Source organism: Wenyingzhuangia sp. IMCC45574 (assembly GCF_054182685.1).
In genome coordinates, this window is the sequence record NZ_CM135169.1 from 2328119 (window position 1) to 2342506 (window position 14388).

Genomic DNA, 14388 nt, shown 5'->3' on the forward strand with positions numbered 1-14388 from the left:
GGGAGAGAAACCTAAAAAGGAAGCTACTTAGCTTCCTTTTTTTATGCTTGAAACGTTTTATGTCCTTCACAAATTTTCATAGATGGATGTAATGAAACCAACCCCTCATCAGAAAGAACTACTTTATCTCGATACAACAAAAACTCTAAGGCTTGTTCTTTAGGAAAAGGAATTCCAGAACAAGAACTAAACTGAATATCGGTTCCCCATTCGGCCACAAGCCCTGTTACCAACTCGTTTGGAGTCCATATATTGTTATTCTTCTCTATTAAAAAAATCACTTCGTGAATGTGTTTTACATTTGCCATTGCTACAGAATTAAAATTACAACGTAAAAGTAAAATGGTATCTAAGGTTATAAAATGATATATTTCATGTTACAATTATTAAATCATGCATCTCGACTTCGCTTGACAACCAGACTCATAAAATACTTTAACCTAGTCGATAATTGATTTTTTAAAAAGAAGCTTTGCTAATTTCAAATACAAAATGGCTTCAATTACTCCTAGAGTATATCCACAGACAATGTCTACAGGGTAATGTTTTCCCATATAAATTCTACTGTAAGCAAATAATAAAGGATAGATATAGAACACCACTGTCCACTTATATTTTTTACGAAACAGTAAATAGATAAAAGTGGTAGCAAAAGTAGAAGTAGTAGCATGTCCCGAAACAAAGCTAAAACTCTTAGAACACTTTAAAATTCTAATTTGCTCTAACACTCCTTCTTGCCAACACGGCCTTGGTCTAGCAGTGGTATATTTAATTAAGTTCACCAACTGATCTGATAAACCAGCGGTAACACAAATAAAAACAAACAGCAATAACCCTGTTTTCCATTTGTAATTTTTAATTAGCATGACTAACCAAAAAACAAACAAAGGCCACCAGTTTCCGGGCTTAGTAATGGTTAGCCAAAATTTATCGTAAGGTTCGCTACCAAAGTTATTTAAGTAAATTAACAACTGCTGGTCAGCCTCTATAATTGTATCTAAAAAGCTCATTACTTCATTCGTTTGATTGGTCCGGTCATATCATCAATATTGTCCTTAACCTCATCAATCGTTTCTTTAATATCTTTTGTTACATCTAAGTCAACTCCCGCATTACTTGCAGTGTTGGTAATTTCTTTTTTAATATCGTCAGTAGCATTTTTAACCTGAGCCATTCCTTTAGCCAAACCACGAGCTATTTCAGGAATCTTATCTGCTCCAAAAACCATTACTACAATTAGTAGAATGATAATAACCTCAGGACCTCCTATGAATAAATACATGCTTTCCGTTTTTTAACAAAGATAATCTAATATTTCCTAGTTGCAATAATAACTCCACTAGACCAATTCATTTTAGAAATGGTAAAATCCACTCTATTTTCTAGATAATCAATCAGCCTATCTACATTGTCTTCATGACCTTCTGGCCAGTTGGATTGGGGAGTCATATCGTCTATTACATAAAACCCTCCAATCTTCACCATTCTCAAGATTTCATCAATCTCGCTGTATTTCCCTGGCCAAGCATCTGCAAAAACCAAATCGAATTGTTGAGTTCTATTCTCTTGAATCCACACAGAACCATCTGCACAAACAATCTCCACTTGTCTATTAGCTCCAAAAAACTCATTGGCAATGGCTATCAACTTTGGATCGTTATCCACCGTAATTAATTTCGATTCTGTATCCATTCCATCAACCATCCAAGAAAGAGAAAGACCAATCCCCGTACCTAACTCTAAAAAAGTTCCGTTAGACTTAGAAGCAATTAGTGCTTTTAACAACGTTCCTATTAACAAATCTGAAGGCATGGTAAAACCTATCTCCTTACACTTATCTTCTAGTTTTGCATATACAGAGGGGACATCTTTTATTTCTGTATTTTTCATATTTCTGATTTTTACAAATAAAAAACTCGATCAACTTTATTTAAGCTGATCGAGTTTTTAATGATTTTTATATTTAGTAAGCTACTAGCTTAATTTAATATTATTTTGTTCCATTAAAATGTGAATATCTTGATCAACCACTTCTTTCTTAGTATCTGCATAATCTAAGAACTTAGGATATATTGCATCTAACTCTAACTTAGTTAACTCATATCCTACATTTTTTGCTCTGTATGCCAATGCAGCTCTACCACTACGCGCAGTTAATACAATAGCAGACTCTGTAACTCCTACATCAGCAGGATCCATAATTTCGTAAGTCTCTCTGTTCTTAATAACACCATCTTGGTGAATTCCTGATGAGTGTGCAAATGCATTAGATCCAACCACAGCTTTGTTTGCTTGCACAAACATTCCCATGTGTTCTTGTACCATTTGCGAAGTACTGTATAACAACTTTGTATTAATTCCAGTATCCAAATTTAAACCTGGATGCTGTTTCATAATCATTACTACTTCTTCTAAAGAAGTATTCCCAGCTCTTTCCCCAATACCGTTAATAGTACACTCTATTTGACGAGCTCCGTTAATAGCACCTGCAATTGAGTTCGCAGTTGCCAAACCTAAATCGTTATGACAGTGACAAGACAATGTTGCCTTCTCTATTCCTGTAACATTTTCTTTTAAGTATTTAATCTTAGCTCCATACTCTTCTGGCAAACAATACCCCGTAGTATCTGGAATGTTTAATACCGTAGCTCCTGCTTTAATTACAGCCTCACAAACTCTAGCCAAATATTCGTTATCTGTACGACCAGCATCTTCTGCATAAAACTCAACATCTTCTACAAAAGACTTTGCATACTTAACAGCCGCAACAGCTCTTTCTATAATTGCATCTCTGTTAGAGTTAAATTTAAACTGTATGTGTGAGTCTGAAGTACCAATTCCTGTATGAATTCTTGGTCTTTTAGCATGTTTTAATGCTTCGGCAGCAACTTTAATATCGTTTTCTACAGAACGAGTTAAACCACAAACTGTAGCATTCTTTACCAATCTTGCAATCGCGTCTACCGATTTAAAATCTCCCGGGCTTGACACTGGAAAACCAGCTTCAATAACATCTACTCCTAATAAATCCAAACGCTCTGCAATAATTAACTTTTGCTCTGTGTTTAGTTTACATCCTGGAACTTGCTCCCCATCTCTAAGTGTAGTATCAAAAATCTGTACGTGATCCTTAGCCATTTTAGTAGTGTTTTTGCTTAATTGATGAACAAAAATAAAGTGATGATTATATTATCTAAAAGGTCATTAAATACCCTTTCCTTTAGTCAAAAAACCATTTTCTTTTAAAAACCCAATAAACACAAGGGAATACAAGTTTTAAGTTTACGACACCCAACGCAAAAAAACTAAATAATTTTGTATTTTTGATTTGTTTTCCTTCATACAGATACTCATGAGAAAAGAAAAAAAAGACCCTTTATTTTCGCTGATCAAATCGCTTAGCAAATCGGAAAAAAGACAGTTTAAACTCTATGCTGGTAGATTGGGTGGAAATACCGAATCTAACTTTATGTCTTTGTTCGTTTTAATGGACAAAATAAAGGTGTATGATGAAAAAGTAATCCTTGAAAAAACAGGTATTAAAAAACAGCAAATATCTAATACCAAAGCTCATTTATATCGTCAGATATTAATTAGTTTGCGTTTGAGTCCTATTCACCAGAACAGCATTACTCAAATTCGAGAACAAATAGATTTTGCTACCATACTATACACCAAAGGTTTATACAAACAAAGTTTACGTTTGTTAGACAAAACAAAATCGGTGGCTGTTACCAAAGAACAATACAACTTGGCCTACGAAATTATTGAACTAGAAAAGGTAATCGAGTCTCAATACATTACACGTAGTATGAACGACCGTGCAGACACACTTGCTATAGAAGCTAAAAATATCAATCAGAAAAACGTTGTAACCAGTAAACTTTCTAACCTTTCGCTACAGCTATATAGTTGGTTTTTAAAACATGGATATGCCAGAAATGATAACGATACAGATTTAGTAGAAAAATACTACAAAGACCGTATACCCAAATATAACTTTACAGATCTTGGATTTACAGGAAAAATGTATTTGTACCAAGCAAACCTATGGCAAGGATTTATTACCCAAGATTTTTTATCGTGTTATCGAAATTCTCAGAAATTGGTTCAACTGTTTCACGACATGCCCGACATGAAAAAACTACATCCCGTTTTTTACTTAAAGGCAGCCAATTACCTACTAGAATCTCTCTTCTACCTTCAGAGAAATGAAAAGTTCCAGGAAACCTTAGATGATTTAACGAAAGAGATTCGAGAAGAGAAAAAATTCTCTTCGGAGAACACACAAAACTTATGTTTTCTATACCTATATCAGCACAAAATAAACTCCTTTTATTTAACAGGAGAATTCTCTAGAGGAACAGATTTTGTAGAAGAAGTAATAGAAGAACTAGATAAAACAGACAAAAAGATTGATGCCCACCATGTAATGCTTTTTTACTACAAAATTGCTTGTATGTACTTTGGTGCAGGTGATTATGAAAACTGTATTATTTACCTAAATAAAATCATTAAAAACCGTGATTTAAAAATGCGTGAGGATCTACTATGTTACACACGTGTATTAAACTTAGTAGCTCACTACGAATCTGGAGAAGATGAAAACATTGAAGAACTAATTAAGTCTACCTATAAGTTCTTACTAAAGATGAACAACCTATACGAGGTTCAGAAAAAAATGATTAAGTTCTTAAGAAACTTAAGTAATTTATACCCTAACCAATTAAGAAAATCTTTTAAAGAACTATACGAAGAGCTAAAAGTATACGAAGATCATCCTTACGAAAAGCGTTCGTTCTTATACCTAGATATTTTGTCTTGGCTAGAATCTAATATTAAAGGAGTTCCAGTAGAAGAAATTGTAAAACAAAAAATCAACAGACTGAATTGAAATACGAGAACGACTCTTACTACCTAATAAAACTTCAATATTTAGGATTTCGCTTTCATGGTTGGCAAAAACAACCCGATGTAAAAACCATACAAGGAACTTTAGAGCGTACTTTACGCTTTATTTTTCAGCACGAAGACTACAAAACTTTAGCTGCCGGAAGAACAGATGCCATGGTATCTGCCAACGAAGCCTATTGCCATTTAACCACAAAACAATTTTACGAGGTTTACGGGTTATTGAATGATTTGAATAAAAACTTACCTCAAGACATTAGAGTTTTAGAAGTTTTAGAGGTAGATGCTTCTTTTGACATCCTTCAAAAAAACAAACAAAAAGAATATCACTACTTGTTTTCGCACGGAGAAAGAAACCATCCTTTTTGCGCAAGTATGATCACAGGCAAACACCAAACACTAAATATAGCCTTAATGCAAAGGGGAGCAAAATTATTCGAAGGATTTCATAATTTTAAAAGATATACAGTTCGCGCGAATGAAAACACTCAGTTTGAACGTACTGTTTTTACTTCTGAGATTGTCGAAAACACGCTTTATCAAGCGAACTTTTTTCCAAAACAAAGCTTTCTCTACCGTGTAATTGGCCCTGGTTTTATGCGTTATCAAATTAGAATGATGATGGGACAATTGTTTTTATTAGGAGTTGGTGAAATCTCTCTGGAAAGCATTCAAAACTCGCTAACAAACCCAGACAAAACAAAACCACTAACAGAAATTGCTCCTGCTAGTGGCTTGATTTTGCATAAAAGTGAGTTTTCATCTTAATTTATAGAAATACACTAAATTTCCTTTTTTACTCAACAGATACTCACCAACTTTAACTACACCTGCTCTATCTTCTTCTTGTTTTAAAACAGAACTATTGTTACACTCAAAGTTTTGTTCAAAAGGAAGATCGTAAAACTCTAATAGCTTTATATCTTTTAACAACTCCGATTGACTATAAACCAGAACTCCTTCTGATTTATACACATACAATTTATTTATACGTCCCTCCTCTGTATAATCACCTCTAGCTCTAAGAAAATATTTTTTATTACCAAGTTCAAATCTCGACTCATCGGAATAAACATAGCCCTCCTCGACCTCTACACCGACTAATAACTCAGTAACAACTATCTTTTTATCAGTACAACTTACAAACAACAGTAGGATCAGATATCTATAGATTTTCATTAGCGCATCTTTTTGAACTAAAATAAACTTCTTAACCAATTCTATCAAAAAACCACTAACAGAAATTGCCCCTGTTAGTGGTTTTATTTTACATAAAGGTGAGTTTAGTTAAACTACACAGTCCACAACGCACTCATTAAATCATCTACAAGAACTGTATACTCTTGTGTTTCCTCTAAGGTTAATGCATCTCCAATTGTTAATAATGACAAAGTTGTTTTTGTTGGAGGTGAAGAGAATCTACTAATTAAGTACGAATCATACTTAGGAGTAGTAGTCATCCCTCCATTATCTGTTAAATTACCATGTAAAATAGCATCTCCACAACCAACTCCTGTAATATTAGGAGCATCATAACTTATCAACCTAAAACCTCTCACATCTTCCTTATTAACATCTGCATCTGTCCAGATAGAATCCCCTGTCGAAGTATGTCCAAACCTAGTTCTTCCTCCAGCAATAGCCACTGTATATTCTTGAAGAGCACCCATTACAAAAGTACTTGATTCATCTTCTGGTTTATAATAATATGCTCCCAAGTGTATATTATCCAATGCTACAACATCATCAACATCAAATGAAATCCCTAGATAATCTGCCCATCCAGAGTTATTCTGCCAATCTGGGTTTTTTAATCCATTATCTACAATTCTTAAAGGGTAAAATCCATTAGACTCAGAAGCATAAGATGGACCAAAAATGGTATTCAAAATAGTTCCGCTAACCAGATCATAAAACCACACTCCAGATACATTATCATGAATTGTTGTTTCTGGAGCTAAAATTGGCAACACTAACCTTTTTACTTTCGACTTCCATGTTGCTGCATTGAATCCTGATAAGAAATCTTGTATTGCTAACTTTTGATCTAAACTCCAAGTTGTTTTACCATACACATTTAAAACAGCATTTGTTTCTGGAGTAATTGGGTTGTTCTCTACAATTGCATACTCTGGAATATGTAACTCCCTTACTCCTGCTTCTGGATAACTTTCTGCATGATATTCCAATTTAGAATCACTTTCGGCTATATCAAATGGTTCAAACTTAAAGTAGTTAAAGTCAATATGCTCTACATCCCAAGCTGCATTTCTTCCTGCCCAAGAACCAATTCCACTTTCGTACATATTCACTCCATGGTCAGTGTAGAATTCCTCGATTTTAGCAGATTTATAACTTGGGAACCAACCACCAGCTGTATATTTCATTATATTAAAAGGAACAAATGCTTTGTTTGTAGCAACCGTAACTCCATCTATTTTTAATTCAGTTCTATCTGGATACCAAGCAATTCCCCATTTATGGAACTCACCATCTGCATAGTTTTGAGCCAACTGAGTTAGTTTTGCATGGTATTGCTCATAGGCATAACTCTCTTGATCATAAGCCCAACCATTTCCTCCAGAACGTTCTCCTTGCCAATTGTTAAACTTACAGATATCCATAGTTGGCTCTTCTCTTTCCTGAATTTCTACCGAAACTCTTTCCCAAGAAGCTCTTAAATTCGGATTTGCAATATCAATCAACTTAAATGTTCCAACATTGTTAGGATCGTTATCATTTTCTACTGCTGTATGAAACTTATCATCCAAAGCCAAAGGATCAAAATACGCATTTTGTAGCTCATTCCACGTGGCAAAAACTCCCATTGCCAATTGAGATGGTAACTCCATGTCAATTTCATTATTCACTACCAAATATGGATCCCCCCCTGAATATTCAGTTGCTTTTGGATCATGTTCTTTTGTCCAATAATCCCATCTTGGGTCTGAAGGGTATAATTCAATATAATGGAAGAACCATAATGCTGGTGAAACTCCTATTAAATCTTTAGGCACACGCATACCAATGGTAAACTCGCCGTAAGGGAAATATTTTTTAGACAATAAAATAGAACCTGTTCTCTTCGTTTTTACTTGTCCAACTAAAGGATCATTTGTTCCATAGTGATAAGAAGTGGTACCATACCCTTTAAAAGAACTGTCTTTAGGTCCTTTTTGAACTCCTTTAACAGCTCCATCCTGTGGATATTTATCACCATGTTGCTCCATGGTAATACATCTATCGTTGTTATTTACGTAGATCAACTCTCCAGAACAACCACCGTTTTCACCTCCCCATTGCGTATGGTTCGTATCAAAATGTTGAGCAACCTTTGCCAATTCTGCATTAAAGTCTTCTGCATTTTCTAAGTCTATCTCAAAACCGACCTTATCTACATCATCTTCAGCTTCTACCACCTCTATTGGCAAAGCTCCTAGCTCCTCTGCTATTTCTGATTTTATAGTAACCACGTATTTACCACTTGGTATTGTTGGATCAACTACCATGTTAATCCCGTCACCTCTGAGGTATCCTGACCATTTTGGGTGGGTTTTAAATTCATTCAACGTGATATTTCCAGTACTTAAAACAGGTACTTGAATATGATAACCGTTAATTGTTGATAGAGCCAATAACTCGCCATCTACATTGTCTGAAATTTGCGCTACTCCAGCTACCGTAAACAAAGTTGATAAATTGATTTGCCCTCCATCAATATGAACGGTATTTAATTGAAAATCTAAACCATTTTTGGCAGTACCATTTACCAACTCTAAAAATGCATCTAAACGAAAACCAAAAGCATAATCATTTGGAATTACCAATTGTAAATTATTACCTGCACCTACTTGCATAACACCAGAGACTTCTGTTTCACCTGCTTGTTCAGAGGAATCAACGTATTGATATAAGTATGCTTTTAATTTAAATATATATTCACTCACCAAGTCTACAGCATTACCATTTCCTAGAACGTTTAAATCATAATTGATATCAACTGTTATGGGACTTCTATCAGTTGCTCCTCTAAAATCTGTTACATCTTTATCTCCAATTTTAATAGCTGTCTTAGGGAAAAACACGGTATCAGACGGATTATCAGAAGTAGCATTTTTATAAACTAAAACTTGTTCATACTCATAAAATTTAAACAACCTCCTAAGATTCTCAACTTCATCTTTTTGTGCTTGAGTCACAGCACCTGCATCTCCATTGGTATTAGCAGTGTAAATAGCATCATTTAAACTTTCTGTAAAGTAGATTCTGTTGATATTTAAACCTTCTGCTTTTACCAGAGCATCCTTTTCTACTGGCAACCCAAAGAAAACACCATCATAAGAAGTAGAAGTAATAAATGATAAATCCACGTCAGCAGTTAACGAATCCACTAGTTCTCCTTTATCATATACATAAGCTTTTACATCTGTCCCAAAACTTAAACGAAGCGAATACCATTTCTCTTCTTCAAAAGTAGCAGCAAAAGCATATGAATTTACATCATCCGATAGACTAATAATCCCATTTTCATAGCCCACTTTAAAGAACTTCGTAACATCTACTTTTCCTTGTATATACACTACTGCTACATTATCATGATTTGCATCAATATAAAAGTTCACACACAATGTTCCATTTTGACTAGCTACCAAATTATGAGCATAGATTTGTGCTTCCGGATTCTCATGAGACCAATTTAACCCTAAATATTTATCTCCTGAGCATTGAAAACACTTACTCACAATATGATCTTCTAGTAGAGCAGTATTTGCTTTAAAACCCCATAATTTTCCATTTGGAGATTCTAAAGGGCCGAATCCTCCAAAATATTCTGCAAACTTATCGGTTGCTTTATAATAAAAACCAGCTGGTTTAGAAGGCTCACTCCTTTCTGGTAAACCATTAATATACCAGGTAAAATGCTGTCCTTTGTATAATTTCTTTAAATACAATGGACTTTCTCCAACTTGCATATCTGTAGAAGTCACAAATCTATCCACAAGTTCATCTCCTGAGACTGTATTTACTGCTTTAAACTCGTACAAAGTATTTTCTTCTAAACTAGACACCTCTATATCACCTTCTACATTTCCAAATACATCTACAACTGCACCCTCTTTTACAACTACCCACTCTGAATCCGCTTCTTTTTTATAAAAGAAATCAAAAGACGAATAACTAGTAGCATTTTCTACAAAGTCTAACTTTTTAATTTTATATTTAATTTCCATTTTTTCTTATTTAAATGATTGAATTGAAATTTTTGACACAGCAGGTGCTGGCACATCTGCCAATGTTTTGTTTAAATTGTGCTGATAATGGATAGAAACTGCATCATTATCATTTAGTGTTTTTGTGATCTCTATAACGTTCACTCCAGAGAAAGAAAAATCTACACCCTCTGTAAGCTTTACACCATTTACAAATACCATCTTTAGGTAACTTACCTTTTGAGGCAATAGAATCACTTTTGAATCTCCAGACTTCCACTGAATATTCTTCTGATGTTCACGAATACTTGTATCTAAAACACAAGCACCATCAATTTCTTTTATTTGTAAGTTTTCACTTAACAAAACAGAATCAAAACCTGTTTTGTCTGCATTTACCTTTACCAAGTCATTAGGGCTCAGGTTGGAAAAATCGATTTCCGTAACAATTTGATTGCTCATTTTTACTTTTTTTAATTAATTCTCTTTCTTTCAATATCTGGCCAGACATTTATTTTTGTTGATTTTAGACAGTACTCACCTAGGGCTATGAATAGCCTAAACTCAACCTTTGTTTTTAATTCTTTTAAGGGATATTTTTACACAGCAGCTCTCAACTATCAAGTATGATTTAGTTGTTATCTATATCAAACTGTTTGTAAAATCTTTTATTTAATATTCTTAATAGCAATTTTGCCCACTTAAAACCTAAGCTTTCTAAATTCTCTAATAAAGAAACCGTTAACTGCCATATTACTACCAGTAAAACTGTCCAATAGAGCCACAAAAAAGGATCTAACTCGTAACCGTTAACACTTGGAAATTGCGAATGCTTGCTAAAAGTGTTTAAAATTGCAATAGGCACACAGTATACCGCTAATTTTAAAATCATCCTTCCCAACTTCCTACTTTCGTGCTTTTCACCTCTTTTTAAAGAAGCCATTACCCCGGTAAACCACTCAAAAATAATAAGGGCAACATAAGCAAACACAAAGGCATGGTTTACACCAAAAAACGACTTAATTACTGCTACCAGCATAGACAGACTCACTATTTTATGTGACATAAATCCAAATGTGGATAATTTAAAATTTTCTATTCCTGCAAAGCCAAAAGCTTGCACTATAAAATCTAATGTTTTCATAACTTTTTTACTTCATCAATTTTACAACGGTTACCGCTATAACTCCCAAGCCAATCCAAAAGAAAGGCTTTACCCAACTTGGGATTTTAGTTTGCTCAACAACCGTTTTTTCATGTTCTTTTTCATACAATTCTCGGTAGTGATTAATCGTTTCTTTTTGAATTTCAATCACCTCCCTTAATTCATCTGCAATACATTCAATTTTTAATTGCCCATCCACCTTCTGAATTTTTAAAGTCGCATGTTTCGACTTTTTTACAATAGGCTTGCTTGTTACTTTGTGGACGGGCAATTCCACCCTAGTTGTGTCTGAATTTCTTATAACTTTTAAAGTATCTATCACTTTAAAGGTTGAATAAACGGTATCTTTTATTTTAACAACTCTTTCTTGAAAAGGCATTATTTTTAAAGGCTTACATGCTGCTACAATCAATAACAACAAACACCCAATTTGGAATCTTTTCATGAGACTTGTTGACTTAAATGGTAATTGATTAAAATCTCCAAACAAAAAGCATAAGCTCTCTCCTGACCTAAAAACTGTAAAGCTTCTTTATTAGTTCCAAAAAAAGGCTCTAATAAAACCGCTGGAGCTTTTAATTTCTGGAGCAACAAACCTCCGTTTTGATACTTATTCTTTATGGATATCAACGATCTTGCTTTCGTCTCGAACTTTGTTGAAATAAATCCAACATAATCTTCACAGAATTCTTTTGTAAACTCATTCCCTTCACAGTACAAAGCGGTTACCCCATTTGCTTTTGAATCAGAAAATGCATTAAAATGTAAAGACAGCACCAAATCATATTCATGCTTATTCACATCATTCACTAACTCTACAATCCTAGCTCCCTCGGAAACCATATCTGTATTTGGTCGTTCGTATACATCTGCTATATGAGACAAATAAGAAGCTACCGTCTTATTCCAAGTGTACTCGTTTTCTAATAAATAAGGAGAATAAGCTCCTTGAGCTTCACTCCTATGACCAATAATAATTGCTATTTTTTTCATTTTCTTTTTTTTAGATAATCGATGATTACTACTCACATCCGAGTACAAAATTGAGACTAAAAAAGATATTTATAAAACTGATTATCAACCCTTGCAATCTTTCCACCATTCATTGTCAACATCTATACAATACTTGTATTTTCTTTACATCTGCCTCTAATTAAAACCAAAAAAAACACCTCAATTTCTTGAGGTGTTTTTTTTAAGCTCTTACTTTATGATGTATTATGCAGAAACTCTATACATAGATTCTTCATTTACGATTGCCTTTATTGTTCTTGGAGCTAAAAAAAACTCTTCGGATACTGCTTCTAACAATGCATCGTATTTCCATCTGTAATTTTGTCTTTCCAGTTGTGAAAAACGTTTTTTTATTGCCTTGTTTCTTTTCTCTACTAATTCTGATTTTCTTGCCATAATTATTTTATTTTGATGTTATTCTCTTTCATTTTTAACCTACAAAACATATAATTCTACAGGTCTTTGCCATTTGTTTTTTTCTATTATTACATTAATTTCTTTCACTTTTTCTTGAATCTCATCAGAGACAATATAACTAGGTCTCTCCTCTAATTCACTTAAAACACTGTACCAAGCCGCCACTTCTTGATTGCATAGAATCCCTTCTCCAAGACTCATAATACGATGCTCACATCTACTATAGGCTATCGCATCTCTTAACGCTGCAATTCTCTTTCTAATAATTTCATTTCTTTCCATTTAAATAAGGTTTCTTTTATTTGAGATTTCAAATTTAGAACTAAGACATGCACTCTATTTGCATATTTTTTCTATATTTGAACACAAGTTTTTCACCTACATGTAACAAATATACATTTTTAGTGAAAAATATTTCAACTTACAGAATTATTTTTTCAATAAAAAAAAGACTATGCTGAAAATAAAAGAGTTAAGAGAAAGAAAAAACCTTACTCAAAATGAAATATCTGAACAAACGGGTATTAACAAACGTACATTTATTAACTACGAACAAGGAAATACCGATATCCCTTTTAACAAGTTGCAAAAAATTGCAACTGTATTGAAAGTAAATATTCTAGAACTGATTGGTGAAGAAGTGCCAGACACTAACAACAATAAAATTCCCTTTTACGAAAACGTAGAAACCATAGGCGGAACTCAAGAATCTACCTACAACGACCATTCGCAAGCAATTACATCTGCATTAACTGTAGATGCAGGAGATTGGTTTAAAGATGCCACAGCTGCTATACGACACTATGGAGATAGTATGTCTGAATACATTAGTGGATGTGTTTTGGTTATTAAAAAAATCAATAACATTAACGAAATCATTTGGGGACGTAATTATGTAGTGGAAACTAGAGAACGTAGAATTACCAAAAGAGTTGCCGAGTTCGATCCAGAACACATTATTTGCTATAGTACTAACGAAGAACGCTACCCTGACGATAGATTGGTACATCAACCTATTGTAATTAACAAAAAAGACATTATTAGCATACATATTGTTTTAGGATCTGTAAACAAAGAGGAAAGTACCGGGAGAGTAAGCGTACTTTAAATATTTGTTTCAAAACATTTTAGATTCAAATATTTAGCTTATATTTGCCGTCCGATTCTCAAGGTGGGAATCTGCATAATAATCATTTACATAAATATTAGCATGTCAATTACAAAAGAAGAAAAAGCTGCAATTTTCGCTAAGCACGGAAAATCAGCAACAGACACAGGTTCTACAGAAGCTCAAATTGCATTATTCACTAAAAGAATTGCAGACTTAACAGAGCACTTAAAAGAAAACAGAAAAGACTTTAACACACAACGTTCATTAGTAAAATTAGTTGGTAAGCGTAGATCTTTATTAGACTACTTAACTAAAGTAGACATTTTACGTTACCGTGCAATTGTTAAAGAATTAGGATTAAGAAAATAATTCAAAATATTCTATCATAAAGAGAGGCTTAATCGCCTCTTTTTTTTATTTTAGACACTTTGCAAAAAGCTGATTTATAGTTAGCTAAACATAGAAACCAGATTATGTTCTGAGTCCATTGTTAACAAAAGCCCTACAACAACACAACATTTTTGTTAAACAATAACCGTTGGTATTTCTTATTTAGACCA

17 protein-coding genes are annotated in these 14388 nt (G+C 33.6%); 4 read left to right on the forward strand and 13 right to left on the reverse strand.

Annotated features, from left to right (window positions below):
- Positions 1-41: 41 nt before the first annotated feature.
- From ACXHHC_RS09885 to ACXHHC_RS09905, 5 genes are all read right to left on the reverse strand, one after another.
- On the reverse strand, positions 42-308 hold the full coding sequence (locus ACXHHC_RS09885; protein ID WP_458226210.1) for a DUF2492 family protein: 267 nt from the start codon (positions 306-308) through the stop codon (positions 42-44).
- A gap of 132 nt (positions 309-440) precedes the next feature.
- The gene (locus ACXHHC_RS09890; protein ID WP_458226211.1) at positions 441-1010 is read right to left on the reverse strand and encodes a phosphatase PAP2 family protein; all 570 of its coding nucleotides are present in this window, start codon (positions 1008-1010) and stop codon (positions 441-443) included.
- Entirely contained in the window at positions 1010-1282 is a 273-nt protein-coding gene (locus ACXHHC_RS09895) for a twin-arginine translocase TatA/TatE family subunit (protein WP_458226212.1), read from the reverse strand. The genes ACXHHC_RS09890 and ACXHHC_RS09895 overlap by 1 nt, the downstream gene beginning before the upstream one ends.
- A 26-nt stretch (positions 1283-1308) precedes the next feature.
- The gene (locus ACXHHC_RS09900; RefSeq protein WP_458226213.1) at positions 1309-1890 is read right to left on the reverse strand and encodes an O-methyltransferase; all 582 of its coding nucleotides are present in this window, start codon (positions 1888-1890) and stop codon (positions 1309-1311) included.
- A gap of 84 nt (positions 1891-1974) precedes the next feature.
- On the reverse strand, positions 1975-3138 hold the full coding sequence (locus ACXHHC_RS09905) for a 2-isopropylmalate synthase (protein ID WP_458226214.1): 1164 nt from the start codon (positions 3136-3138) through the stop codon (positions 1975-1977).
- A gap of 214 nt (positions 3139-3352) precedes the next feature.
- Between ACXHHC_RS09905 and ACXHHC_RS09910 the strand changes: the two genes are divergently transcribed.
- On the forward strand, positions 3353-4894 hold the full coding sequence (locus ACXHHC_RS09910; protein ID WP_458226215.1) for a hypothetical protein: 1542 nt from the start codon (positions 3353-3355) through the stop codon (positions 4892-4894).
- On the forward strand, positions 4891-5679 hold the full coding sequence (locus ACXHHC_RS09915; protein WP_458226216.1) for a tRNA pseudouridine synthase A: 789 nt from the start codon (positions 4891-4893) through the stop codon (positions 5677-5679). The genes ACXHHC_RS09910 and ACXHHC_RS09915 overlap by 4 nt, the downstream gene beginning before the upstream one ends.
- On the opposite strand, the gene ACXHHC_RS09920 is transcribed toward ACXHHC_RS09915, so the two are convergent.
- The 8 genes from ACXHHC_RS09920 to ACXHHC_RS09955 form a co-directional block, all read right to left on the reverse strand.
- Positions 5671-6090, reverse strand: coding sequence for a hypothetical protein (locus tag ACXHHC_RS09920; protein WP_458226217.1), 420 nt, complete (start codon positions 6088-6090; stop codon positions 5671-5673). The genes ACXHHC_RS09915 and ACXHHC_RS09920 overlap by 9 nt on opposite strands.
- A 113-nt stretch (positions 6091-6203) precedes the next feature.
- Positions 6204-10142, reverse strand: a complete 3939-nt coding sequence (locus ACXHHC_RS09925) for a hypothetical protein (protein ID WP_458226218.1) — start codon at positions 10140-10142, stop codon at positions 6204-6206.
- Between the two features lie 6 nt (positions 10143-10148).
- A complete protein-coding gene (locus tag ACXHHC_RS09930) occupies positions 10149-10583 on the reverse strand; it encodes a hypothetical protein (protein ID WP_458226219.1) in 435 nt (144 codons plus the stop codon).
- 169 nt (positions 10584-10752) lie between these two features.
- Positions 10753-11265: a phage holin family protein gene (locus ACXHHC_RS09935; protein WP_458226220.1), complete on the reverse strand. Its 513-nt coding sequence runs from the start codon at positions 11263-11265 to the stop codon at positions 10753-10755.
- 7 nt (positions 11266-11272) lie between these two features.
- Positions 11273-11731 carry a hypothetical protein gene (locus ACXHHC_RS09940; protein ID WP_458226221.1) on the reverse strand — a complete coding sequence of 153 codons (459 nt, stop codon included), beginning with the start codon at positions 11729-11731 and terminating at the stop codon, positions 11273-11275.
- Positions 11728-12279, reverse strand: a complete 552-nt coding sequence (locus ACXHHC_RS09945; protein ID WP_458226222.1) for an N-acetylmuramoyl-L-alanine amidase — start codon at positions 12277-12279, stop codon at positions 11728-11730. The genes ACXHHC_RS09940 and ACXHHC_RS09945 overlap by 4 nt, the downstream gene beginning before the upstream one ends.
- 225 nt (positions 12280-12504) lie before the next feature.
- Positions 12505-12696, reverse strand: coding sequence for a hypothetical protein (locus ACXHHC_RS09950; protein ID WP_458226223.1), 192 nt, complete (start codon positions 12694-12696; stop codon positions 12505-12507).
- A 39-nt stretch (positions 12697-12735) separates the two neighbouring features.
- Positions 12736-12999, reverse strand: coding sequence for a hypothetical protein (locus tag ACXHHC_RS09955; protein WP_458226224.1), 264 nt, complete (start codon positions 12997-12999; stop codon positions 12736-12738).
- Between the two features lie 172 nt (positions 13000-13171).
- Here ACXHHC_RS09955 and ACXHHC_RS09960 point away from each other — a divergent pair, with 172 nt between their 5' ends.
- Both ACXHHC_RS09960 and rpsO read left to right on the forward strand, forming a co-directional pair.
- Positions 13172-13825, forward strand: coding sequence for an XRE family transcriptional regulator (locus ACXHHC_RS09960; RefSeq protein WP_458226225.1), 654 nt, complete (start codon positions 13172-13174; stop codon positions 13823-13825).
- 102 nt (positions 13826-13927) lie between these two features.
- Positions 13928-14197: a 30S ribosomal protein S15 gene (gene rpsO, locus ACXHHC_RS09965; RefSeq protein ID WP_458226226.1), complete on the forward strand. Its 270-nt coding sequence runs from the start codon at positions 13928-13930 to the stop codon at positions 14195-14197.
- Positions 14198-14388 lie beyond the last annotated feature (191 nt).